Source organism: Peptostreptococcus sp., from assembly GCF_036639115.1.
Lineage (GTDB): Bacteria > Bacillota > Clostridia > Peptostreptococcales > Peptostreptococcaceae > Peptostreptococcus.
In genome coordinates this window covers 137,862-164,703 of sequence record NZ_JAVWJH010000001.1, presented here as the reverse complement: position 1 = coordinate 164,703, position 26,842 = coordinate 137,862, and the positions used below count along the sequence as shown (strand labels likewise).

Genomic DNA, 26,842 nt, shown 5'->3' with positions numbered 1-26,842 from the left:
CCCATAGAAGTTCACAGACTTCTTCTCATAAATTCATATATCAAATATGAGTCTATCTGCGTGCTTAGGATACTCTTTTCATTTATAGCAATGATTTTCAAACGCATCCATGCGTTAAATTTATTAAAAAGGAGTGATAAAATTGGAAAACAACACTACTTCTCAGGAAGTAAAAGTTCAATATAATAATCCACTAGGAACTGAGAGAATTTCAACGTTACTTTATAAATTTTCTCTTCCAGCGATTATAGGTATGACAGTAAATGCACTGTATAATGTGGTTGATAGAATATTTATAGGTAATCATCCTGAATTAGGTGCAAATGGACTAGCAGCCATTACTATATGTTTCCCTGCTATGATCATAATGATGTCTATTGGTATACTATTTGGTCAAGGTGGTGCAACTTTATTTTCTATAAGTCTTGGAAAAGGTGATATGGAAAAAGCTGATAAAACTTTAGGTAATGCAACTGCACTTTTGATTATTTTAGGACTTATTATTACCATATTTGGTGAAATATTCTTAGATAAACTATTAATTCTTTTCGGTGCTAGCCCAACTGTACTTCCATATGCTAGAGAGTATATGAAAATAATATTTTTGGGTACTATATTTCAAGTTATAGGTATGGGAATGAATAACTTCTTAAGAGCAGACGGTAAGCCAAAGCTTGCTATGGCAACTATGTTTATTGGTGCTGGTATAAATATTATACTGAACCCTATATTTATATTTGGTTTTGATATGGGAATGAGCGGGGCTGCAATCGCCACTATTACATCACAGTTTGTATCTATGGTGTGGAGTATCTATCATTTCTTAAAGAAAGACGCTCTACATAGAATACAAAAGAAATATTTAAAATTAGAAGCTGCTCTAGCCATAGAGATTACCACTCTAGGTATGCCAGGCTTCTTGCTACAGCTAGCAAATAGCTCCCTTGCCTTTCTTCTAAACACATACCTAATCAAGTATGGTGGAGATATTGCAGTATCAGGTATGGGTATAGTAAATAGTTTGCAGACTCTACTTATCCTTCCTATTATAGGATTGAACCAAGGTCTACAGCCTATCGTAAGCTTTAACTATGGTGCTGAAAAATATGATCGAGTAAAAAGAGCTGTAAAATTAGCTATAATAGTTGGATTGATTATTTCTACTGTTGGCTTTTTACTTTCAAGACTAGTGCCGGAACTGCTAGTTTCACTATTTAATAGAGAACCTGAACTGATGAAGTTTAGTGTTCATGCCTTAAAGATTTGGTTTATGGGAATTATAGTTGCAGGGTTCCAGATAATAGCTGCCAACTTCTTCCAAGCAATAGGAATGCCAAAACGTGCAATGGTTCTTACACTTTTAAGACAGGTTATTGTCTTGATGCCTTGTATAGTTATATTCTCTAAATACTTTGGTATTGATGGTGTATTATATGCAGCTCCAGTAGCTGATGTGACATCTGCTACTGTAACAGCTTGTTTCTTTATACCTTTTATGAAGAAGTTTAACAAAAAAGAAGAAAATGAGAATTTAGCTTAAAATTAAAAATTCAATTGCATTAAAAAGCGCTTATATAATTTTGTATAAGTGCTTTTTTTATTTTAAAATAAAGCTTTTATTTTTGTATATCTATGTGTCTTGTCACTTGTATATATTTATGTTATACTGATTGAGAAAAGTTTAGGGGGGGTGATTATCTTGAAAAAAAATACAATCAAGATATTAAATCAATTAAAGGAAAAAGAAGATGCCGTTATACTGGCACACTATTATGTAGACAGTGAAATACAAGAAATTGCCGATTACATTGGCGACTCTTTCTTTTTGGCTCAATTAGCTAGTCAACTAGAGAACAAAACTATTGTTATGGCTGGAGTATATTTTATGGGAGAAAGTATAAAAATATTAAATCCAGATAAAAATGTTTTATTAGTTGATAAAACAGCTGATTGTCCAATGGCTCATATGATAACAAAGGAAAAAATTGAAACACTAAGAAATCAATATGAGGATTTGGCAGTGGTATGTTATATCAATTCAACAGCTAATATTAAGGCCCTTAGTGATGTCTGTGTTACTTCATCTAATGCCTTAAAGATAGTCAAAAGTTTAAGTGAAAAAAATATTTTCTTTATACCTGATGGAAATCTAGGACGCTATGTAGCAAAATCAATCAAAGATAAAAATATTATTGCAAATGATGGCTACTGCCCTGTTCATAACAATATAGATGTAAGTGAACTTAAAAATCTAAAAACAAAATTTCCGAAAGCAAAAGTACTGGCACATCCAGAATGTAACGGGGATATTTTATCTCTTGCCGACTTTATAGGAAGTACAAAAGCTATAATAAAAATGGCAAAGGATGATATTTGTGAGGAATTTATTATTGCTACTGAGAAGGGAATTTCGTATATGCTTGAAAAAGAATGTCCTGATAAAAAATTCTATTTCATAGACAGTATGATATGTCACGATATGAAGCTAAATTCAGTAGACAAGATAATAAGTGCTCTAGAAAATCAGAATACGGAAGTAATCGTGGATGATAGCATTGTTGATAAGGCTAAAATACCTCTAAATAAAATGCTAGAAATGGGGCAATAAAATGGATATCGATAATAGTTTTAAAAATATTACTTGTGACGTTGTGATCGTTGGTTCAGGCGTTGCTGCTTTGGTATGTGCTCTTTGCCTTCCAAAAAATCAAGACATACTTTTGATTACAAAAAAAACACTTACAGATTCAAACTCCTATCTTGCACAAGGTGGAATTTGTGTTATGAGAGGTGATTCTGATAGAGATAACTTCATCGAGGATACTCTTCGTGCAGGTCATTATCAAAATAATAAAAAGGCTGTAGAAATACTTGTTGATGAATCAAACGCCGCTATTGAAACGCTCCAAGATCTAGGTGTTGTTTTTACTGGAAATGAAGACGGTCCCTATTATACTAGAGAAGGTGGGCATAGTAACTTTAGAATACTATATCATGATGATATAACTGGACAATCTATTATGGAATCCCTAATAGATACAATTAAAGGACGCAATAATATAAATATTATAGAAAATTGTAGTATGACTGATATTTTGGAATCTTCAAATGGTAAGGAATGTCTTGGAATACACGCAGTCCACTCAGAAAATAATCTAATTGTTAATTCTAGAGCTACAGTTCTAGCAACAGGAGGGATAGGGGGTATATACCAAAACTCTACCAACTTTCCACATATTAGAGGCGACGGAATCGCTCTAGCAATCAAGCATAATATTGAGCTAAATGACATATCGTATGTACAGATACATCCCACTGCTCTATATGAAGATAAATCAGGTCGTAGATTTTTGATATCTGAGTCAGTAAGAGGTGAAGGTGCTCACCTAATAAATCATAAACATGAAAGATTTACAAATGAGCTCAATCCCCGTGATCTCGTCTCAAAGGCAATTTTAGAAGAAATGAAAAAGGATAATTCAAAATATGAACTTTTGGATTTAAATCCTCTAGAAAACTCTATAGAAAAACGTTTTCCAAATATATATAAAAAAATACTTGAAATTGGTTTGAATCCTTTAGAAGATCCAATTCCAATTGTTCCTTCACAGCATTATACAATGGGAGGTATCAAGGTTGATATGGATTCTAAGAGTTCAATGAAAAATTTATATGCAATTGGCGAAGTTGCCTGCACTGGCGTTCACGGAAGAAATCGTCTTGCCAGCAACTCTTTACTTGAAGGTGTAGTTTTTGCTAAAAGATCGGCTAAGTCAATAGTAAAGGAAAACGCCCCTCTCATTTGCTACAAAGATACAATTACTAGAAAAACACTTCTGTCAGATACTGAAGTTTCAATTATGATAAAAGAAAGGATAATGGAAGATGAACTTGCCAAAGCTAAATAATTTTCAAATAGATGATGTTATTAAATCTGCACTTAAAGAAGATGTAACGTCTTGGGATATTTCTACGAATGCAATATATGATGATGATAAACTAGCTAAAATAGCTCTAATATCAAAGGACAATGGAATTATTTCAGGTCTAGATGTATTTAAAAGATGTTTTAAAATACTAGATGATGAAATCTTCTTTGTAGATTATAAAAAAGATGGTGATAGTATAGATAAGGGTGACCTTGTTTTAGAAATTGTAGGAAGAGCATCCTCAATACTAACAGCTGAGCGAGTAGCCTTAAACTTTCTACAAAGAATGAGTGGAATTGCAAGCTTAACAAAAAATATGATCGACGCTTTAGATGATGATAATATAGCTCTTGTTGATACCAGAAAGACAACTCCCAACCTTAGAATATTTGAAAAATATTCTGTTCGTATTGCTGGTGGAAATAACCACAGATATAATCTATCAGATGGCATAATGCTAAAAGACAACCATATAGATGCTGCTGGTTCAATCAAAAGAGCTGTAAGTTTAGTCCGAGAAGCTGAGCCTTTTATTAAGAAAATAGAAGTTGAAGTTGAAAATTTAGATATGCTTAGAGAGGCTCTCGATTCAAAAGTGGATATTATTATGTTAGATAATATGGATATAGATACTATAAAAGAGGCTATAAATATAATCGATGGTAGGGCTCTTATCGAATGCTCTGGAAACGTTGAAATAGATAATATTTCCCGATTTAAAAATTTAAAAATTGATTTTATATCCAGTGGATCTCTTACGCATTCTGCTAAAAGCCTTGATTTTAGTTTGAAGAATCTGAGGTATATAGATGAATGGAACTCAATCTAGAAGAAAGAAACTTCTTAAACTTCTTGAGTCCACCGATACTGTTATTAGTGGATCTGATCTCTCCAAACACTTTGGAGTATCAAGACAAGTCATAGTACAAGATATCGCTATATTAAAAGCTGAAGATAATAAAATACTCTCTACCAATAGAGGATATTTATTAGAAAAACCATCTAGTGAGCATATCTCTAGGGTTTTTAAGCTTTCTCATAACGACCATGAGATGAAGATTGAGCTCTATTCAATAGTAGATTTAGGTGCTACTGTAAAAGATGTTTTTATATCTCACAGAGCTTATGGAGTTATTAAGGTAGAGCTAAATATTAGCTCCCGAAGAGATGTCGATAATTTTTTATTTGATATAGAGTCTGGGATTAGTAAACCTTTAAAAAAACTCACAGAAAATTATCACTACCATACTATTTGTGCAAAAAATAAATCTATCTTACTGGAGGTTGAACAAGCAATGGACAACTTAGGATTTTTAGTCAAATAATATAATCTTTTAAGTATTATTATTGAATTTTCTGCTTATTCACTCTATTTTGTTGACTCCATACTATTTTCTTGATAACATATTGTTAACAACTAATAATGAGTAAATACAAAAGGAGTAAATAATATGAAAAAAATCAGCTTGTTTCTAACTTTAGTAGTGATTAGTTTCAGCGTAATATCATGCACACCTAATGCTAATAGCAATCAAAAAGTAAAAAAAGATACATCAACTTCTGTAAGTAGTGAAAAAGATAAAAAAGAAGAGAATAAGCTCTCTACTTATCAAGGTGAAATTGTAAGTATCCTAGAAAATGATAATACCTACTCCTTTGAACTTATTGATTTATCTTTAATTAGTGGAGACAATGAGGGAGAAAAAGTTATTACTTCTAATGATAAAATAATATTAAACATCAGTAAAGAAAAGGTAGAAAAGGATAAATTAATTGATAATATCACAGAAAATGAGAAGGTAGAGTTTGAGATAGACTCTATGCCTGCCATGACCCATTCTATTCCACCCCAAATACTTGATAGCTCTATACATGATATAAAAAAAGTCGAGTAACTCAAATACATTTATCTCGTCAAATACATTTATTATACGATAAATAAAAATGGCTTCTTTCAATTTATTCTTTGAAATCAGCCATTTTTTATGTTCTATGCTCTTATAGTATTCATCTTAAATATACTTATTTCCCATTAATATTTAATATAAAATTATGTTTATTTTAGAATTACTTTTTCACGTTAGCCTTATCTAACCCATTCAAATACTCATATTTATCTATTTTTTTTAATCCATTTTTATCCAAGTAAAACAGCTCATCACATACCTCTTCTATATACTTTCTATCATGAGATACCGATATTATACAACCTCCAAAATTTTTGAGTTCTCTTCTTATTTCTGGAGCAGAAAGTGGAGATAGGTTTCTACTAGGTTCATCCAATATCAACAAATTTATTTTATCAAATATTATCTTTATAAAAAATAACTTTGCCTTTTGTCCACCTGACAGATTTTCTATGGGGTGAAACATTTCTTCTCTTGTAAAATTCATTGATCCCAAATAGGTTCTTGCCCTTGTTATCTCGTCCTTGCTTCCATCACCTGATAGATATTCAGTAGGCGTAATATTAGAATCTAACTCCTCTAGATAGTTTTGTGGCATATACGAATATTGAACTTTATTTTTATCCAAATATTTCAATATTTCTTTTAAAAGGCTTGTTTTTCCAGCTCCATTTTTCCCTACTATTGCTATTTTTTTTGGTCCAAATACTTTTAATTCTATATTAGATGACAGTTCTTTGCCTTCTATGACTAGTTTCTCTAAATTAAAATCTAATATTTGCTTGCTATTAGCCATCTTAACGTCATCAAATTTAACAACTACATTGTCTTCAAAATCTGGCCTTTGGGTCATATTCTCTTTTTCTCTATCAAATCTCTTACCCATAGATTTTACAGATTTCATTTTATCTTTCAAATTTTTTGCTGCTACTGGATCCTGCCTTGAAACACTTCTTAATTCATTCTCAACATTTTGGTTTATCTTTCTAAATCTTTCCATCTGTTTATTATACTGTTCTTCATCCTTATTGGCATTTTTAGTTTGAGTTTTAATCCTGCTATCTCTATCATTTATATACTCATCATAGCTCATTCTTGACACGTTATATCTTAGTTCACTCTTACCCTTAATTTGTTCAAAGTGAATTATTACATTTGAACATTTTCTTATCAATTCTTCATCATGAGATACAAAAATAATTTTTTCTTTGCTATTTTTAATGAACTCCTCTAGCCATATCACTGAATCTATATCCAAATCATTACTAGGTTCATCTAATAATAGTATTGTAGGATTTTTTAAAAGTTCACATAAAAGCATAAACTTCACTCTTTCACCACCTGAAAGATCTCCCAAAGTCTTACTATTATCGAATAAATGATCTTCTAATTCAAACTCATCATTTAATCTATATGCCAAACTATAATCTATGTCTTCATATTCTACTTTTGTAAGCAGGTATTGTGTCATTGTTTTTTCTAGCTCTTCCTTACTAACCTGTTGAGATAGATAAGCAATCACTTCTTTTGATTTATTTATCTCTCCTTCAATGTCTGCATAACTATCTATCATATCTTTATTATAAATAGCCTTTAAAAGCGTTGACTTTCCATTGCCTTCTTCTCCGATAAGAGCTACCTTATCTCCATCTTCTATAGAAAAATTAAAATTTTCTATAAGCTTTCTCAAATCTTTTTTTATATATATATTCAAATCCTTTATATAAAACATATCTATTCCTCCTTTTTATATTGCCATAATATGCCTGTCGTAAGAATCTAGTTAAATATGTTTATATTAGATTTTTTAAAAGCTATATTGCTGAATGACTTTTTAAAAATTAATATAAATAAAAAAATCTGCTCTAGGCAGATTAGTCAAAAAGTATATTTTTACTCTGAAAAATATACAAACATGGATAAACGACTATTCTACTAATAATATGGCAACTAAAATAAAGCCTTCAAGGCCTATTAAAATTTTAAACTTTTCCATATTATTATAAAATCATCGACATCCTCCTTTTTATTTTATAACTAGATTATAGTACGCTCTAAGCTTATTGTCAACTCCATTATCTACCTCATTCTTTTTTATTTTTATTAAATTGTAAAAATAAATCACTAATTTTATATTCTTTATATCCATTAAATTATATTATAAAAAATATTTTCCTCTTAAAATTTAATTAAAAAAGTAACTCTCATTTATAGTCTTTCAATATCTGTTTCATACTCCATTCAATTTTTTTCAAGACATTGTTTTGTTAAAATTACATGTAATTTCTTTCTAAAGAACTCTTTTTTTGCTTTTAAAGATTAAAAAAGCTATAGATATGATTTCATACCTATAGCCTTTTGTATACTTATTTAATTATTTACTTATTTAAAGCTCTTTTTATTAGTCTAAATACTTATCTTCTATTACATCGTACAATCCATTTGTAGTAATTCGAAGTTCTGGTATTACAGGAAGTGCTATAAATGAAAGTGTAATAAATGGCTCTATCTTCTTATTTACACCCATCTGATGAGCCTTTTTAATCATATCAGATATCCTAATATTTACTTCATCACTTGGAAGATCAGTCATAAGCCCCATCACTGGAAGTGGTACATATTCGTAAACACGAGCATTTTCTACCAAAACGTAACCACCCTTTATTTCTTTCAACTTTTCTATTGCTATCATTATGTCTCTATCATTATCTCCCACTACTATAACATTATGAGAATCATGTGATACACTAGATGCAATAGCACCATTTTGTATTCCAAATCCAAACAATTTAGCTACATGATACTTTCCAGTATTATGATGTCTTTCTATATCTACTACTTTGTTTAATATTCCTTTTCCTGATTTTGCCTCTATCTTCTTTGTGAGAATCTCTCCATCAACTAGCTCCATAGCATATTTTTTACTCTTAAAATCAAGCATATTTTCATCAAATCCATCTATATGAATCGTGTCCATTAGATCAGAAAATTTATCATTACTATTTCTATCTAGATGTTTTTTATTATGTTTTTTATTATTTTTTTCATATAAGTCTTGAGAACTATCTTCCTTTTTGGAATTAAAATCCGCTTCACTTCTTTTTAACTCTTGTATTTTTTGCTCCAACATACAATTTGTATATTTTTCAGGAATAATTTCACCTTCAAATAAAACATCTTCTATATCAACCTTTTCTAAGTCATTTAAAATTACAAGATTTGCTTTTTTACCAGGAGCTATCATTCCTATATCAGACAGTTCATAGCATAGAGATGGATTGTAGCTTGCTATCTTATATGCATCGATAGGCTTCATCCCCAAAGATATTGACTTTCTTATATTGTGACTGATATGACCCTCTCTTTGGATATCTTCAATATGCTTGTCATCTGTACAGAAATTAAACCTAGATATATCCATATTATTAGATACAATTCCTTCAATTATATTTTTAAGATTCTTAGCAGCAGATCCCTCACGAATATGTATATACATACCATTTCTAATCTTTTTAATAGCTTCTTCATATGATGAACACTCGTGGTCTGTAAGTATTCCAGACATTGCATACGCTGATAATTCTAGATCGTTTAGACCTAAAACATGACCATCTTTTGGCTTTTCCTCAAATAATTCTAGCTTCCTCATCATGGAATCTTTACAATCTAAAACAGCCTTACAGTCCATAACTTCACCGAGACCTAAAATTCTACTATTGTCTATAATTTTTTTCATATCCTCTGATCCCATTATATAGCCAGAATCTTCACTGTCTTTGGCTGGTACGCATGATGGTAGCATAATAAATACATCACCTGTACTATTTTCCGTCTGATCAAGTATATATTCAATTCCTCTTAATCCTGAAACATTTGCTGCCTCATGAGGATCTGCTATAAAAGTTGTCGTTCCATTTTTTGAAGCATAATGAACCAACTCATTTGGATTTGCCATAGTTGATTCAAAATGTAGATGAGCATCAACAAATCCTGGAGTGATAAATTTATCAGTACAATCGATTTCTAACTCACCACTATACTCTCCGATACCTACAATATACTTTCCTACAATAGCTATATCCGCTTTTATGATTTCCGATGTCTGAAGCATCAAGATATTTGCATTTTTTAATACTGTATCTGATTTTTTTCTTTTCATAGTATAATCTACTAGTTCTTTATATTCTCTTATTTTCATGATATCTCAGCAATTTTAAATTGCTCCCCTTTCCAATTCTATTCTACGGTCTATTTTCTATAAATATTTAAAGTTAGATCACTGCTTTAGTCATTTTGTATAAAACTTACTTATAAAATTACTTCTATCACGATCTATTTACTATGGCTTTGCTTAAAAGTTCTGTTTCAATATTTTGTAATATACATTATACTCTATATTTCTTAAAGAATGTATTAAAAAATTCTATTTTTTCAATATCTTTTGAAAAAAATAAATTAGTTAATGAAAAACCCCTACTAATCAACCTAAAATCTGGTCTTAGAAGGGGTTCTTTTTAGAATCTCTACTTATTTTTATTTTTAATTACTAGACATTATCATTTTTTCTTTTTTGTTGTCTTCCACAAAGATCTATCACCAATCTTCTTGGAGCTACCTTACCAACTTTTGCTGCTATTTGCATTTTTACAGAAGGTATGATGATTTCCTTTCTAGAAAACATCTTTTCTAGAGCATATTTTGCACAAAATCTTGGGCTTATTCCACCTATACTAAACTTACAATCCGCCACTTCATTAAATTCCGTATCCACTGGTCCTGGGCACAATGCTCCTATATACACATTGCTTTTCTTCTTTCTTAGTTCAGCTGCTATTCCAGAAGTCAGACTAGTTGAGTAAGCCTTACTAGCATAATACGTTGCCATATAAGGTCCTGCAGGCATCAAACCTGCGCTCGATGCAACATTTAGAATGTATCCACTATCCCTTTTAACAAAGTCTCTTAGATATTTTTTTGTTAAAACATGCATTGCTCTGATATTTACATCTATCATATCCATCTCTGTTTGTAAGTCTGTATCTACAAACTCTCCATGAGTTCCAAATCCAGAATTATTTATTAATATGTTAATGTTCATTTCTTTTGTTTCATCATATAGTTCATTTAGAGCATGTACACCCCTTAGATCCTTTTGTATTACCATACATTCAAATTCTTCATCTTTTGAATTATATTCCAGTTCTTCTTTAAGTTCTTCAAGTCTTTCTAATCTTCTTGCGACCAAGATTAATGAGTATCCATTTACACTCAAAAGTCTTGCGAATTCTCTACCAATTCCAGAACTTGCACCTGTAATTAAAGCCCACTTTTTTTCCAATGATTTTTCCTCCTATTTTTATGTATATATCACGATATTATTATAATTGTTTGATTTTAATATTAAATATACTATAATGCAAATATCATTTTTTTACAACTTAATTATAAATTTTACAATATTTTTTATTTCTTTCTATTCTTTTATTTCTTTTCCATTCTTTTAAAAATTTAAACTCTAACTTATACATAGCAGCTTTAAAATATTTTTTACAGATAAATTCATAAACATTAAATTCTCCATTTTTATTTTACTTATTCGTTTTTTATTATTTTTTTAAAATATTCAAACTTTAACTTATACATAGTGGCTTTAAATATTTTTTTACATATAAATTTATAAATATTAAATTATATGCTTTTTAAAAAATAGTAAGTTTAATTTTAAAGACTTATATACAACCCTATAAGGCTTATTAAATTTAATAAAAAGAGACAGGTTAAACACCTGCCTCTTTCATTTAATATACTTTTTATTATTTTAGCAATTATATATCCACTAGGACACTCAATTTATATTTTTATAAAATATAGATTGTTAGCCCTGAGAAGATTTTTTCGCTACAAATACACCTATAATAGTAATTACCATACCTACTATTTCCATCATTAATAGCGATTCTCCAAATATTATATAAGCATATATTGAAGAGATCCCTATTCCAATCAAAGAAATGACTGTCACAAGTGTAGCATTTAGCTTTCCTAAACACATTGATACTAGTCCTTGACCTAATATCTGTGTGCATATAGCATATCCTACTATAATCAACCATTCTTTGGTATTTGGTGGTATCTGTATACCTTCTGTTGGAACCATAGTACCAAACAAAAATATCATTGCACCAAGAGTACTGATAAGAACTACTGCATTGTTGTTTAAATGATCTCTTACCTTATAAACAAATAAAACATAACCTGAATATGATACCGATGCCAACATCGCTAATAAATTCCCATAAATACTTGATTGACCATGACCACTTGCAGATGCAAATATTACTATTACAACACCTATAAATCCAATCACAGATCCTATAACAAATTCCTTTCTTATTTTCTCTTTAAATAAAAAGAAAGAAATTGGTGATACTATAAACACAGTTAAATTGACCAAAAGAGCACTATTTGCAACTGATGTCTTCATAAGTGATAGATTCCAAAATAAAACGTCTCCACCTAAACATACTCCAGCTAAAAATGACATCACAAACTGTCTCTTTGTAATTCCCTTTAGACTCTTAAAAGTGAATGGAAACATCATAATAAGTGTTAGAAGCATTCTATAAAATCCCTGATTGATTGGTCCTACCGATGATAGCTTGACCCAAATACCAGCACTACAAAGGAAAGCTATACCTAACAACTGTACTAATATATATTTATTTTCATTTTCTCTACTCATTTTTCACCTCTATTCTAATTTTAGTCACAAAATAAATTATATCATATATTTTAAATGAGATTATATTTTATTTGAACTTATTTGCTTTTTTAGATAATCCAAGAAAATATTGTTATCTTTATATTAAAAATACTATTTTAACTATATTTATATATGGTTTCTTATTACATATATTTGATCACATATTATATTTGATAGAAATACCTTGATATTGTATTGATAGACCCCCATACTTTTCATATAGCTTTTTATATCCTAAATAGAAATATCCTATTTACCGTTTTGATTTAAAATATAAAAAAGAGACAGTGAAAACACTGCCCCTTAATATTTATAAAATAGTAATCTCTTCCCACTCAATATCATTATCTTTTAACATCTGAGTAGTGATATCTATATCCTCTGGTCTCCCCTTCCAAGCAACTCCACAACCTGCAGACAAGACTCTTGGAACTGGTACTAGTTTGCCTTCTATATTACTGCTGCTACAAGATTGCTCTGTTGCCATAGCTTCAGCAGTAGTATAAAAAGTTACGAATAGATTTTTTTCCTTGTTACTCATTATTTTATAATTAGTTCATATTCAAGACCGACTTCTTCAGTATGAACTTCCTTTCCTAATTTCTTACAAAACTTTGTAATATTTTTTACTGTGTGAGCTTCATTGGCAAATACCTTAAGTTCTTCAGAACCATTATTGTCTATTACCTCTTTTACTCTTATTACTGGCTCTGGGCAAGATAGTCCTCTTACATCTACTTCTATCATTCCTATTCCTCCCTATTTACTATATAAAATATAGTTATCAATTATATTAAATGTTTTAATTTTCATTAAAAATTACTTTGCTGCTATTTTTTCTTTTCTAAGTCCCCACATAGCTATTATAAATAATAACACTATAGAAACTATTACAGCTATCTTTCCATTTGGTCCTGGACCACCTATACTAGCAGCCTCTGTTGCTGTTGCTACTGTAGCAGGTGCAGATGCTAATATAAAGTTATGAGCAAGTGCTCCTCCTATAAACATACCTATTACTGTAAATACTGCATCTGAAGATCCAGTAGATGCTATTACAACCTGTCTAAGTGGGCATCCACCTAGTAATATTGCAGCAAATCCTACAGCGTACATAGATAATATATTCCACAATGTCTGAGCATGTGCAACTGGTCCAAATGCTACAAATTCAAAGTTTCCTGTTGCAACATTATATACAAGCATTGCTACAAACAAACCACCGATTATGCTTAATAGACTGAAGTCTCTTATCAAGAATACATCTCTTACTGAACCTGCAAAACACATTCTCGTTTTTTGAGCTATTACACCAAATAGTAAACCTACTAATAAAGATGCAATGACTGGAGCGTGCATGCTACCTGGTCCCTTCACACTAGTAACAAATAGAGTAGTTACTGTTATACTAAGCACAAATAATACTGTTACTACAAAAGGAAGAACATAACCGCTTTCCTTCTTTGATATGTGAGCCCTTCCAAGTGTGAAGCCCTTCTTCAAGAAGACAACTCCTGTATAGACTCCTCCAACAAATCCTATTAATCCTATGTAAGCGCTTATATCTCCTGCTGCCATTCTAAGAACCATACGAAGTGGGCACCCTAAGAATACTAATGCACAAACTACCATAATAACACCTAATAAGAATCTTATCGCTGGTGATGATCCTGCTGTTGATCTATATTCTTTCTTATAGAGAGATATCAAAAACGCTCCCAAAATAATTCCAACCATTTCTGGTCTAAAATACTGTACTACTTCTGCCTGATGAAATTTCATAGATCCTGCTGTATCTCTTATAAAACAAGCTATACAGAAAGCCATGTTTTTTGGATTTCCTAAAGCAGCTAGTATAGCTGCACCAATACCAGCTATAATACCTAATGAAAACAAACCTTTTTTGCTGTCAAAATTCATTTAAATACTCCCCTTTTTCAATTTTTTTAAACATAATATATTAAATTGTATGTTATTGACTGATTTAATATGCTTATTAAATAGTTGTAGAATTCTCTTCTTCTGCAACTTCTCTTATTGCTTTTATTGCAAACTCAACTTCTTCCATTGTATTTTGATGAGAAAAACTAAATCTCACCATCCCCTGATCTACAGTTTTCATTGATTCATGAAGAAGTGGAGCACAATGTGCACCTGGTCTTGTAGAGATATTATATTTGTCTGAAAGAATGGCGCTTAGTTCAGAAGAATCCATATCTGCTATATTTAAAGATACTATAGGTGCTCTGTACTGTGTATCATAGTTTCCATATAGTTTAATATTGTCTATAGATTTAACCCCATCAAAAAACGTTTTACTAAATATCGTAGCTTTTTCTGTAAGCTTATCCATTCCCTTAGAATTGATATAATCTATACCTGCACCAAGTCCAGCAATACCATGAGCATTTAGGGTACCTGATTCCAATCTAGTAGGCATCCTATCTGGTTGGTATGAATCATATGTATGTACGCCTGTGCCACCTGACATCAATGGCTCTATATATATATTATCTCTAACACATAAGCCTCCTGTCCCTTGTGGTCCAAGAAGTGATTTATGCCCAGTAAAGCAAAGCACATCTATATTATCTCTTATCATATCTATCTCAAATGAACCTGCACTTTGAGATACATCTACTATAAATATAATATTTTTTGCACGACAAATATCGCCTATATGTCTTAGATTATTTATATTTCCAGTCACATTAGACGCGTGGTTTAGTACAAGTACTTTAGTATTAAGTTTAATTAGTCCTTTTATTTCTTCGTATTTAAGATCCCCGTTTTCATCTATATGTATATAGTCCACCTCTACCTTTTTGTCTCTTTTTAGATAGTTAAGCGGTCTTAAAACGGAATTATGTTCCATACAACTTGTGATTACATGATCTCCTTCTTCTATTATACCTTGCAGTGCCACATTAATTGCCTCTGTTGAATTTTTAGTAAATACTACTTGGCGAGGATTCGAAACATTAAATAACTCTGATATTTTCTTTCTTGTCTGAAATACTATTCTATCAGAAGAAAGACTTTCATTGCTTGCTCCTCGAGATGCATTTCCCGCAGATTGCATAGCATCTATAACCGCTTGTATTACCTCATCTGGCTTTGTTTTTGATGTAGCTGCATTGTCTAAATATATCAATTATGTACCCCCTTTCCTTTAATCTAGTCAATAACGAAAAAGCATACATATAGTTCAATATATATACACTCCTAGTTAAGAATATCATTTATATAAAAATATAACAATAAATAATTGTTTTTATATAAAATAACTATAGTTCAATATATAATCATTGATAAAATCAATGATTATATATTTTATTTTTTAAATTATAAACAAAATAAGAAGGCATTTTACTGCCTCCTTAATCAAAAATCTCAGTATAATTTAAATTTTTATACCTATCTTAATTTTTATTTTTTTAAAACTAATATTAATATATTCATATAAAAATTTATTTTTTTCTAGACTTATTTTTTATATTTCTATTTTTTTATGATACTTTTTTAACACCTATTGCTATTGTTGCATTAAATTGATTAAATACTCATTTTTTTATTTGCAAGTACAATTCCCATTACAATCACATGGTTTCTTTGGGAGCTCTATTGCTTTAAAAGTTGTTGTATTTTTTAGTTTTTCATAGGAATTAAAACTTGCTCCTGCATATATACCATCTAAAACACCATGTTTTTTATCTATCATTATATTTTCTTTTGCTACATTATAGCCTCTTAACTGAGATACCATATTTTCTACAAATAACTTACTTCCCACAAGATAAAAAATTTTGTCCTCGCTCTCATTACAAATATCTGCCAGATCCATCTTCAGTTCTTCTCTATTATGACAACAGTGACTATCACAAATATCGCTCATACTATCAAATTCACTTTTATACAATATATTATCCGTCTTGTTTACACAAATATTTGTTAAAGATCTAATTCCATCTGAACACTCTTCAAAAGTTCGAACCAAAGGTCTCATAGTAGCCATTCCTACTCCCATACTAATAAGAACAATATCTTTGTCTTCTCTTCTTAAATTCATCCTACATCCTGACTCTATTATATGACAAAAATCACCAGGTTCAAGTGCAGACACCTTGTCCTTATATACGGAACCTGAACTATCTAACCTAGTTGTTACTCCTATCTTCCCTTCGTGCATAAGTGTTTGTATCGAAAATTTTCTTACATAATCCCTATTTACGCTATCATTATCATCATATCCATCCAAGGCAAGGGATATATGAGCTCCCGGCTCCCAAACAAATCCCTCTGGTATATCAAAGTACAAACTAACTCTCTTATCACCTTCATCTATTATATCTATTAATTTAACTGCAAAAATATCTGACATATCGTCCTCCTAAAATTATAAGCATTTTGCGGATTAAAAACAAATCCACAAGATATTAATATCTATACCCAAAGAATAATTATTATCAACTGCTTTTTTATATTTTTTAATTTTGCTAATTTGAATATGCTAATATTTTAAAAACATAATATTTATTCAAGTAATTTAAATGCTTACAATCTATATTTTAATATTTATTTTTTTTTATTAATATGTTATACTTTAACAATAAGATATCAAACTTGAAACGCCTATACTAAACCTTACTAGTAGGGTTTAGTATAGAAAATATTATTTAAATAGGAGGTCGTCTTATGAACGCAAATAAAAAAATTTCTACGTTGATAATTTCTTCTATCTTGGTGTTAAATGCTGGTTCATTAGGAATAGCTAGCAATAGCTTTATATCATCAGCAGAAAATTCTATTACAAGCAATGAAAATATTGCAAAAGAATCTGAAATTATTCAATTAAACGAATCCACTTACGAAAAAGGTGGCGTAGCTGCTCTAAAAAATGGAGACATCTACACGATTACTGTTAAAGATAAAAACAGTACTGATGAACAGAGGAAAATACATACTGAAAGATTCCAAAACTTTATGTCTAATCATAACGAAAGTCAGTACACAATCAAAGTGACAGAAAACGTTTTATTCCCGGATGATTCAAAAAAATTATTCATGTTCTTCAAAGGAGAAATAGAAATCTCAGACAATGTTGATACATCAAATGTTAAAAACATGTCTGAAATGTTTTCTTATCTTGATAAAGCAAATCCTAATACGAAGAATTGGAATACTAGCAATGTTACTGACATGTCTAATATGTTCTCTGTTTCTCCCAATGCTAACCCAGATACTAATGATTGGAACATTTCCAAAGTAACTAATATGGAAGGTATGTTTTCAGAAACAAAAAAAGCTAATCCTGATACAAAAAACTGGGACACTTCTAATTTAAATGATGTGTCATATATGTTTGCTGATGCAGCTTATGCCAATCCTAACACAACAAATTGGGACACTTCTAATATAACTAGCATGGATTATATGTTTTTTAATGCTCCAGAGGCTAATCCTGATGTAAGTAAGTGGGACACTTCTAGTGTAACAACTATGTATTCTTTATTTGGGGGTGCTCTAAAGGCCAACCCTAACACAACAAATTGGGACACTTCTAATGTCACTGATATGTCGTATATGTTTTCTGGCGCAAAATCGGCTAACCCTGATGTAAGTAAGTGGGACACTTCTAAGGTTACAACTATGGAAGCCCTATTCGATCAAGCTGTAAAAGCCGATCCTGATGTGAGTAAATGGGATACTTCTAATGTCACGGATATGAGCGCACTATTTCACTATGCAGAAAAATCTAATCCCGATGTAAGTAAATGGGACACTTCTAAGGTTACAACTATGTCTAATATGTTTAGAAAAACAATTGTGGCTAATCCTGATGTAAGTAAGTGGGACACTTCTAGTGTTACTGACATGAGTGCAATGTTTTCAGATACAACTATTGCGGATCCTGATGTAAGTAAATGGGACACTTCTAATGTATCTAATTTAGGAACTATGTTCTCTGATAGTAAAAAGGCTAATCCTGATATTAGTAATTGGGATATTTCTAAAGCAACAGATATATCATTAATGTTTTATAACGCAAAAAATGCAAATCCTAATGTAAGTAAGTGGGATACTTCTAAGGTTGATTATTACTATAACATCTTTGAATCAACTGGTTTTAAAAGTTTAGACACAAGAACATTTATATTTTCAGATAAATCTTACGAATTAAATTCAAAGTTTGAATTAAGTCCTACAATAAAAAACAATAAAAAGTTTGAAAAGCTTCTATTTAATTATAATCCAAATATTGACAAATATATTCCTCTAGAAACAATTTATTTGACCAAAGGTGACTATACTCTAAATAGAATTACAGACAATAATAAATATAACAGCAATAATTCTGAAGGAAAAAGAGAAATTAAAAAATTCAAAGTTACTGATGAAAGCAAATCTTTAGAGGATTTACTTAAAACTGATTTAGACAAAGAAAGAGAAGCTCACTCTTTAGATTTGGACCATTTTGAAATAACAAAGAAAAAAATAAATACTGATACTGGTGGTGGTTCAAGCGGTGGAGGCGGAAGTGATTCTAGCTCTAAAAATTGTGTTATTTTAGCTAGCGGCGATAAGTACACAGATGTATTAACAGCAACGGTTTTAGGAAATGAAAAAAAATGCCCTATACTGCTTACTGAAAAAAATAAAATATCTGATAATACGCTTAATGAAATCAAACGACTAAAAGCATCCAAGATAATCATATCTGGTGGTCCGGAATCTGTGTCAAACAGTGTTGTTTCACAATTAGAAAAAGATGACTATGACATTAGAAGAATTGCTGGTCAAAACAGATACGAAACAGCAAAAAAAATAGGTGAAGAGGTCAGATTAACTACTAAAAATACAAATGAAGCAATCTTAGTGGATGGTACCAACTTCCCTGATGTTATCACTATATCTGCTCTAGCCAATCAAAAGAGAGCTCCTATACTTCTTACTGAACCTCAATCTTTAAATAAAACTACTGAAAACGTTTTGAAAGATTGGAAAATAGACAATGTAACTATTGGTGGAGAGAAAAAATCAGTATCACAAGAGGCAGAAAATAAGGTGAAAACTACTGCAAAAACTGTCAATAGAATTGGTGGTCATGATAGATATGAAACTGCTTATAAGGTAGCTCATGAAGTAAGAAATACCACTAATAATAAGAAAGATATGATACTAGTAGATGGCACTAACTTCCCTGATGGAATAACAATTAGCTCACTATCTGCTAAATTTAAATCACCAATACTTTTAACTACTCCAAACAATCTTCATCCAACAACTGCAAAGGCTCTAAATGATTGGACTATAGAAAATATCTTAATAGGTGGGGGCTATAAATCAGTATCTAAAACGATAGAAGATAGTTTGGATATAAAAAATAAAGAAAGAATAGCTGGAAGTAATAGATATAATACAGCCATAGAAATTTCTCAAAGATACACTAATACAAACTTATTAGGTCGAAAGTAATATCAAAAGTTAAAAAATCAGTATTTTTAATAAAATGCGATTTAAAATATATTTATTATTATTAAACCGTTTCTAAAATATTTTAGAAACGGTTTTTTGCTTTTTTTCATTTTTAAACTTTAATATGTTTTGTTAATTCTACTTAACCCGCTTTATAATTAATTAAATAATTCTTTTTAATGCATTTTTATTAAAAATATATATTTATCTCTATATTGAAAAATCTATTTTATACTTTTTTCAATATATTAATTTTTGTAACCTTTTTGAAATCTTTATATTTAATAGTCTATTTATATTTGATTTTTATCTTTTACTTTAGAATTTGTTTAATTATTATCTATTTTGTTAATTTTCAAAAAATAACCCTTTCTTTTTCGTAGTTTTGTTGATTTTACTCATTATTTTGAATTTCTTATACTGTGTTATACTCAATGATACGATACCTTACTTTAAGTTAACTTATTTTAAGTTATCGTATTTAAATATCATTTGAAAATAGGAGGTCGCATTATGAATGCAAACAAAAAAATTTCTACATTAATAATTTCTTCTATACTAGTATTAAATGCTGGTAGTATAGGAATCTCAACGAGCAACTTTAGATCCATAGCAGAAAGCTCTGTTTCAAGTAATCAAATTACTCCAGATGATGAATTAATCATCAATCTAAATGAATCATCATATAATGATGGTGGTGTCGCTGCCATAAAAAATGGCGATATATACTCTATTGATACAAAGGATGTTAACAGTAGCGAAAGTAAAAGAAAAATTGATGAGATTATGTTTAAAAAATTTAGAGAAAAACACAATGAAAGTCAAAACACAATAAAAATATCAGAAAATGTTTTACTGCCAGACAATTCTTCTTTTTTATTTGAAGAATATAAAGGCAATATAGAAATTTCAAATCAAATAGAAACTAATAATATTACAAGTTTGAATAGTGCCTTTAAAAATACCGAAAAAGCAAATCCTGACCTAAGTAACTGGGATACTTCAAATGTTAAAACTATGAAATCTATGTTTGAAAATGCAAAATCGGCTAATCCCGATACTAGTAAGTGGGATACTTCAAAGGTTGATACTACAAATAAAATGTTTAAAAATGCAGTTTCAGCTAATCCTGATACTAGTAAGTGGAATACCATTAATATAGAGGATATGCAGTCAATGTTTGAAGGTGCTATATCTACTGATCCAGACGTTAGCAGTTGGGACACTTCTACTGTCTACGATATGGGGTCTATGTTTGAAGGTGCAACTAAGGCAAACCCCGATGTCAGTGGTTGGAACACTTCTACTGTTTTTGATATGGGATCTATGTTTTATGAAGCAACTTCAGCTGATCCTGATGTAAGTAATTGGGATACTTCAGAGGTTGATGATATAAGTTTCATGTTCAATGGTGCTACTTCTGCTAATCCTGATGTAAGTAATTGGAATACTTCAAAGGTTGAGTTCTATGAGGGTGCCTTTGTATCAACAAACCTTAAAGCTTTAGATGCTAGAGAATTTGTATTCTCAGACGAAGTAGATGATTTCTATGATGACTCAATTCCAGTTATCGCAGGAAATGAAAATTTAGATAGAATTTTGTTTAACTATAATCCTGATAATCTAAACTATATCCCGCTAAATGCAATCAATTTAACTAGTGGAGAATATGAGTTAAATAGAATTAATGATAATTTAAAATTTGATAAAAACAGAGAAGAAAATATAAAGAAATTAACTGATTTCAAGATAGAAGATGAAAATATCCCTCTTTCTGAAATAATTAAAGATGATTTAGACACTGAAATAAGCACTAATCCTTTGACTATTGATTATTTTGAAATCGTTAGGAAAAAAACCGATTCTGATAAATCTTCTGGCGGTTCTAGTTCAGGTGGCGGAGGCGGAGGTGGTTCTGACTATGTGTCTGAAGAAGAAACTACTTCAAAAAATCATGTTATATTAGCTAGTGGTGACAAATATACTGACGTTTTAACAGCTACAGTCCTTGCCAACGAGAAAAAATGTCCAATTCTTCTTTCAGAAAAAAATAAAGTATCAGAAAATACTTTAAAAGAAATAAAAAGACTTAAAACTGATAACGTGATAATATCTGGTGGACCTCAGTCTGTATCAAATAACGTTGTATCACAATTAGAAAAAGAAGGATATAAAGTAAAAAGAATTGCTGGTCAAAATAGATATGAAACTTCTAAGAAAATTGGTGAAGAGGTAAGGCTTACTAGCAAAAATAAAGATGAAGCAATCTTAGTAGATGGTACCAACTTCCCTGATGTAATCACTATATCTGCTTTAGCTAATCAAAAGGGAGCTCCTATACTTCTTACTGAACCTGAATCTTTAAATAAGACCACTGAAAACGTTTTGAAAGATTGGGAAATAGACAAAGTAACTATTGGTGGAGAGAAAAAATCAGTATCACAAGAGGCTGAAAATAAGATAAAGGCTACTGCAAAAACTGTTGATAGACTTGGTGGTCATGATAGATATGAAACTGCTTATAAGGTAGCTAACGAAGTAAGAAATACCACTAATAACAAGAAAGATATGATACTAGTAGATGGCACTAACTTCCCTGATGGAATAACAATTAGCTCACTGTCTGCTAAATTTAAATCACCAATACTTTTAACTACTCCAAATAAGTTGCACCCAACAACTGCAAAAGCTATAAATGATTGGACTATAGAAAACATTTTAATAGGTGGAGGATATAGCTCCGTTTCAAAAACTACAGAAGATAGTTTAAATGTAAAAAACAAAGAAAGAGTTCAAGGTAACAACAGATATAACACGGCAGTAGAAATTTCAAAAAGATATTCAGATAATGCTGCTTTAGGATCAAAATAACCTATAATTAAATATTTTAAAAAGCTACTCTTATTTGCATTTTTATATGCAGAGTAGCTTTTTTATTTTATTCTATATTTAATCAAAAACTTTATTTTTATTTAAGTATAATCAATATTTTTATCTGATCACAATATATGTTTTATAATATGTGATTTTTACTCTTTATTCAATCTTTTAATTTTTCTTTAATTTAATATATCCTTTAATAAATACAAAAAGACAGCTAACAAGTTCATCAGCTGCCTTAATAGTGCTATTTTAAATATTATTTTATGCTAACTCTTTATTCTTCATATCTTTATAACCCATCCATACGATCCATACATAGGCACAAGTCTTAGGTATCATCAACGCTCCAACCGGTGGAAATACCCCCGCAAATAAAACTACTGGTATGTAGAATGCAAAGCTTAAAACAATTGCCAACCACATATTTTTAAACGCAAGGTCATTATGCTCTCTTGATTTTTTATAAAATATTACAATTATTATTATACCTAATATAGCAAAAGGTATATTTCTCAATATATCAAATACTAATGATGGTGTTGCACTTGTCCACTGATTCTGTGGTAATAAACATAGTACCACTCTTAAAAGTACCAAAGAATATATTGTTTTTGTAAGCCCTTCTTTTTCCATATCTATATCATAGCGTAGGCACCAAATTTTATATAATATAAAATAAAATACAGTCATTGTTATCGATGTTATAAGTTTTCCAACACCTAAAGCTACTACATGATTTTCCAAACCATTAGTACAAAGCGCATAAGCTCTTGGCACTAGATGAAAGGCATCCCCCACACCAAGTATTATTGCCATCAATCCAAATAATCTTACCTCTTCTCTGCCCTTACTCTTTCTTACCATTATAATTCCCAAAGATATTACCGTTACTAAATATACTATATCAAATAACGTTTCAAAAATTGCTTGCATATAAATGCCTCCCTTTGCTATTAATTTTACTACTTCTAACCTCAGTTAATATATACACCTTCTGACAATTTCCACAATTTGTTTTCTATTATTTGTTTTATTCATTAGCTCTGAAATCAACATAGAAAATATAATTTCGACAAAATCTTCTTCTGTAAATTGATCATTAAAGGCAGCTTTTCTAATCTTTTGATCTTTATTTAGAGTAAACAACATCTGCTTTTTTATATGGTCAAAGTATTTTTCCATCATTTTTCTACTTTTTTCCTTGTTGTCTGCTGCTAAAGACATTGAATGAAAATCAAAAAAATTTTTATATTCAACTACGCCCTTTTCTATAGCCTTAAAAATAAAATTGATGCATTCAGAGAAACTTTCAAAAACTAAAGAATCTTCTGTCATGTGAAATATTTCTTTCCATATACTTTCTATAAGTGCAAGCACTAAATCTGACTTTGATTCAAAATAATTATATATGGTACCCACAGATACCTCACACAAAGACGCTACTTTTCTAATGCTGACTGCAGATAAACCTTCATTTATAACTATTTTTTCACTTTCCTTAAGAATTTTTTCTCTTGAAATAGATGTTATATTCACTTCAATCGCCCCCTCTGAACACTGTTCATTTTACATCAAAAAAACGCCGATGTCAATATCGGTCGCCTTTATTTATGTTAACGTATATTTATCTTTTAATCAAAAACTTCACTTTTAATTTAATATATAATCTTATATGATAAAAAAATAGATTCATTATATAAGATCTGCATTTAGAAAATACTAGTTTATTTTTATTTCTAAACTATCAAGCAAACTGAGCACTTCAGGAAAAGAAAAATCAGCTCCTTTTAGTTTATTACTTTCAATATCTATTCTGTATCCAAAAGTTTCTTTAAAGTTAGTTCTTCTCAAATCACAGTTTGAAAACTGAGTGCCAGTTAATTCATCTCCTAAAAACGAACTTCCGTGTAAATCACAATTTTCAAAAGTAGAATCGAGTATAATATTATCAGAAAAAGAAAATTTTATAAATTTCATATCCATAAAAACATTATATTTCAGTACATTTTTTTCCAACTTAGTAATCACTTGATCTAATGCTCCATGGTAAATAAGTTTACTCCAATTAATTCCTATCAATGTACACCTCTGAAACTCTAACTCTCTTGCATTAGAATCTTTTGAATCAAGATTTGTTATCTTGCAAATCTCAAATTTACAATCTCTAAATGAACAATCTTTCAATTTACAATCTTCAAAAGTACAATTAATAAAATCACATTCAAAAAACTGTAAGTCTTTAAAAAGTTCTTTATCAAAATTTAAATTTTCAAAAACTTCATTTTCATAATACATATTTCACCTCCGCAAATCACATTATAATTTATTATAGCATATAAAGTACGACTAAAAATTTTAACTATCCTAAATTACTTTCTGCTAAATTCTTCAAAACTATTTTGTTTCATCTAGAAATTCTACCTTATATGAAATTGTCCATATCATTGTTGTCAATACCAAATATATCCTTATCCAACCATCTTTGATCCCTACTAGAGAATATAATCAACGAATCTTTATCTTTTCTTATCACTTTTTTAAATGATTTTTTTAATTCGAATAATTGAGACTTAGATACATCTCCCTCAAACACAGAATTTTGTACATGAGTTAGGTATCTCTTACATATCTTATATGTATCTCTCCAAACTTTTGCTCCATTTTCATCCAATGCTATATCATATACAAGAATAATATACATAATTTACCTCACCTAATTTACCACCAAAGCTTAAAACTTTGATATTCTTTTTCACCTAAAAGATGTTTTATTAATTTATAGGCCTCCAGCCTCATCAAATATTTATAACTTACATTTTTTCCAAGTTCTTTATGCTTTATAGTTCTTTTGAGTGATTCATCAAATTCTCTAAGAATTGTCTGTGAACCCTTTTTTGTCAATTGAAGATAATTTAATTCCTTCCTAAAAGATTCTTCATTTATTTGATTTCTATTGAGCAGAGAAAATATAAGTCTATCTCCTACCAATGGTTTAAATACTTCTGCTATATCCAAAGCTAAGGAAAAGCGTCTTTCTCCTGGAACATGCAGGTAGCTAATTGTTGGATCAAGTTGAGTGATATATATTTGTGATAATACAGTTGTATATATTAAACTATTTACAAAAGAAATCATTGTATTAATCATATTATCAGGAGGTCTTTTTACCCTCTTTTCAAAATTAATTTCTTGATCTACTATTACATTCCAAGAGTCGTAATAATTTTTATGAATGTTGCCTTCTATTCCCATCAGTTCAGATACATTATTCTGTAATCCAATCTTTTTCCTAAGAAAAAAAATATCCTCAATATATTTTGAAAGATCTTTACCTCTACTATTATAATATTTTAAATTTCTTAAAATACCATCTGTAGCTCCTAACACAAATTCTTTAGCAAGCTCCAACCTCATTTCTTCATCTATAAAATGTCCTACCTGATGAAGCAGTAGCTTACCTGACACATTTGTTTCTCTGGGATAGAAGCTGCCTGTATAATAACTGTAGTAGTTGAAAAAATGCATAGTAATTCCATATTTTGATAGTAAATTGATTATACTAGTATTAAAACTCATCTCAGTCATAACATAAATATCTGATACAGTCTCTATTGGGATATCTTTTTTATCTCCGCTTTCCAACTTTATTTGAATCGTATTATCTTTTCTTTTAAGTTGCGATTCTGAATATATATAGATACTTTTTTTCATATTTTTCCTCCTTTTTATATTTAACTATTATTAAGTTTCTAGTTATAATTTCACATATAATTATAACTCTTATACAAATCGAACAAGCTTTACATAAAAAATACTAAATTTCCTCTCTAAGATCACAATTATATCTATAAAAATATAAAATAACTTACAATAGTTCAAGCAAT

General features: G+C 29.9%; 22 protein-coding genes. 8 read left to right on the top strand and 14 right to left on the bottom strand.

Going from position 1 to position 26,842, the window contains the following annotated elements:
- Positions 1 to 142 precede the first annotated feature (142 nt).
- From RR561_RS00615 to RR561_RS00590, 6 genes are all read left to right on the top strand, one after another.
- Positions 143 to 1,540, top strand: coding sequence for an MATE family efflux transporter (locus tag RR561_RS00615; protein ID WP_332505496.1), 1,398 nt, complete (start codon positions 143 to 145; stop codon positions 1,538 to 1,540).
- A gap of 159 nt (positions 1,541 to 1,699) precedes the next feature.
- Complete coding sequence (nadA, locus tag RR561_RS00610; RefSeq protein ID WP_332505495.1) at positions 1,700 to 2,608, top strand: quinolinate synthase NadA; 909 nt, start codon at positions 1,700 to 1,702, stop codon at positions 2,606 to 2,608.
- Between the two features lies 1 nt (position 2,609).
- Positions 2,610 to 3,908, top strand: a complete 1,299-nt coding sequence (locus tag RR561_RS00605; RefSeq protein ID WP_332505494.1) for an L-aspartate oxidase — start codon at positions 2,610 to 2,612, stop codon at positions 3,906 to 3,908.
- The gene (nadC, locus tag RR561_RS00600; protein WP_332505493.1) at positions 3,886 to 4,758 is read left to right on the top strand and encodes a carboxylating nicotinate-nucleotide diphosphorylase; all 873 of its coding nucleotides are present in this window, start codon (positions 3,886 to 3,888) and stop codon (positions 4,756 to 4,758) included. The genes RR561_RS00605 and nadC overlap by 23 nt, the downstream gene beginning before the upstream one ends.
- Positions 4,739 to 5,254 carry a transcription repressor NadR gene (locus RR561_RS00595; RefSeq protein WP_332505492.1) on the top strand — a complete coding sequence of 172 codons (516 nt, stop codon included), beginning with the start codon at positions 4,739 to 4,741 and terminating at the stop codon, positions 5,252 to 5,254. Before nadC ends, RR561_RS00595 begins: the two co-directional genes overlap by 20 nt.
- A 126-nt stretch (positions 5,255 to 5,380) precedes the next feature.
- The gene (locus tag RR561_RS00590) at positions 5,381 to 5,824 is read left to right on the top strand and encodes a hypothetical protein (protein WP_332505491.1); all 444 of its coding nucleotides are present in this window, start codon (positions 5,381 to 5,383) and stop codon (positions 5,822 to 5,824) included.
- Positions 5,825 to 5,996: 172 nt separating this feature from the next.
- Here RR561_RS00590 and RR561_RS00585 read toward each other — a convergent pair whose 3' ends face one another.
- From RR561_RS00585 to RR561_RS00545, 9 genes are all read right to left on the bottom strand, one after another.
- Entirely contained in the window at positions 5,997 to 7,568 is a 1,572-nt protein-coding gene (locus RR561_RS00585) for an ATP-binding cassette domain-containing protein (RefSeq protein WP_332505490.1), read from the bottom strand.
- Positions 7,569 to 8,237: 669 nt separating this feature from the next.
- On the bottom strand, positions 8,238 to 9,995 hold the full coding sequence (gene ade, locus RR561_RS00580; protein ID WP_332505489.1) for an adenine deaminase: 1,758 nt from the start codon (positions 9,993 to 9,995) through the stop codon (positions 8,238 to 8,240).
- Between the two features lie 387 nt (positions 9,996 to 10,382).
- Positions 10,383 to 11,174, bottom strand: coding sequence for an SDR family NAD(P)-dependent oxidoreductase (locus RR561_RS00575; RefSeq protein WP_332505488.1), 792 nt, complete (start codon positions 11,172 to 11,174; stop codon positions 10,383 to 10,385).
- A 537-nt stretch (positions 11,175 to 11,711) separates the two neighbouring features.
- A complete protein-coding gene (locus RR561_RS00570) occupies positions 11,712 to 12,578 on the bottom strand; it encodes a DMT family transporter (protein ID WP_332505487.1) in 867 nt (288 codons plus the stop codon).
- A 331-nt stretch (positions 12,579 to 12,909) separates the two neighbouring features.
- Complete coding sequence (locus RR561_RS00565) at positions 12,910 to 13,140, bottom strand: DUF3343 domain-containing protein (protein WP_332505486.1); 231 nt, start codon at positions 13,138 to 13,140, stop codon at positions 12,910 to 12,912.
- The gene (locus RR561_RS00560; protein ID WP_332505485.1) at positions 13,140 to 13,346 is read right to left on the bottom strand and encodes a sulfurtransferase TusA family protein; all 207 of its coding nucleotides are present in this window, start codon (positions 13,344 to 13,346) and stop codon (positions 13,140 to 13,142) included. The genes RR561_RS00565 and RR561_RS00560 overlap by 1 nt, the downstream gene beginning before the upstream one ends.
- Positions 13,347 to 13,418: 72 nt before the next feature.
- Positions 13,419 to 14,519 (bottom strand): YedE family putative selenium transporter, encoded by a 1,101-nt coding sequence (gene yedE / locus RR561_RS00555; RefSeq protein ID WP_332505484.1) that lies wholly within the window; start codon positions 14,517 to 14,519, stop codon positions 13,419 to 13,421.
- 76 nt (positions 14,520 to 14,595) lie between these two features.
- On the bottom strand, positions 14,596 to 15,753 hold the full coding sequence (locus RR561_RS00550; protein ID WP_332505483.1) for an aminotransferase class V-fold PLP-dependent enzyme: 1,158 nt from the start codon (positions 15,751 to 15,753) through the stop codon (positions 14,596 to 14,598).
- A 417-nt stretch (positions 15,754 to 16,170) separates the two neighbouring features.
- A complete protein-coding gene (locus RR561_RS00545) occupies positions 16,171 to 16,980 on the bottom strand; it encodes a hypothetical protein (protein WP_332505482.1) in 810 nt (269 codons plus the stop codon).
- Positions 16,981 to 17,294: 314 nt separating this feature from the next.
- Here RR561_RS00545 and RR561_RS00540 point away from each other — a divergent pair, with 314 nt between their 5' ends.
- Together RR561_RS00540 and RR561_RS00535 are read left to right on the top strand one after the other, a co-directional pair.
- Positions 17,295 to 20,075, top strand: coding sequence for a BspA family leucine-rich repeat surface protein (locus RR561_RS00540; protein WP_332505481.1), 2,781 nt, complete (start codon positions 17,295 to 17,297; stop codon positions 20,073 to 20,075).
- A 513-nt stretch (positions 20,076 to 20,588) separates the two neighbouring features.
- Positions 20,589 to 22,946, top strand: a complete 2,358-nt coding sequence (locus RR561_RS00535) for a BspA family leucine-rich repeat surface protein (protein ID WP_332505480.1) — start codon at positions 20,589 to 20,591, stop codon at positions 22,944 to 22,946.
- Between the two features lie 273 nt (positions 22,947 to 23,219).
- Here RR561_RS00535 and RR561_RS00530 read toward each other — a convergent pair whose 3' ends face one another.
- The 5 genes from RR561_RS00530 to cas1b all read right to left on the bottom strand — a co-directional run bounded on the left by RR561_RS00530 (position 23,220) and on the right by cas1b (position 26,669).
- Positions 23,220 to 23,891, bottom strand: a complete 672-nt coding sequence (locus tag RR561_RS00530; protein WP_332505479.1) for a hypothetical protein — start codon at positions 23,889 to 23,891, stop codon at positions 23,220 to 23,222.
- Positions 23,892 to 23,936: 45 nt separating this feature from the next.
- Positions 23,937 to 24,494 carry a TetR/AcrR family transcriptional regulator gene (locus RR561_RS00525; RefSeq protein WP_332505478.1) on the bottom strand — a complete coding sequence of 186 codons (558 nt, stop codon included), beginning with the start codon at positions 24,492 to 24,494 and terminating at the stop codon, positions 23,937 to 23,939.
- Positions 24,495 to 24,677: 183 nt separating this feature from the next.
- Positions 24,678 to 25,253 (bottom strand): pentapeptide repeat-containing protein, encoded by a 576-nt coding sequence (locus RR561_RS00520; protein WP_332505477.1) that lies wholly within the window; start codon positions 25,251 to 25,253, stop codon positions 24,678 to 24,680.
- Between the two features lie 127 nt (positions 25,254 to 25,380).
- Positions 25,381 to 25,659: a CRISPR-associated endonuclease Cas2 gene (gene cas2 / locus RR561_RS00515; RefSeq protein ID WP_332505476.1), complete on the bottom strand. Its 279-nt coding sequence runs from the start codon at positions 25,657 to 25,659 to the stop codon at positions 25,381 to 25,383.
- 17 nt (positions 25,660 to 25,676) lie between these two features.
- Complete coding sequence (cas1b, locus tag RR561_RS00510; protein WP_332505475.1) at positions 25,677 to 26,669, bottom strand: type I-B CRISPR-associated endonuclease Cas1b; 993 nt, start codon at positions 26,667 to 26,669, stop codon at positions 25,677 to 25,679.
- Positions 26,670 to 26,842 lie beyond the last annotated feature (173 nt).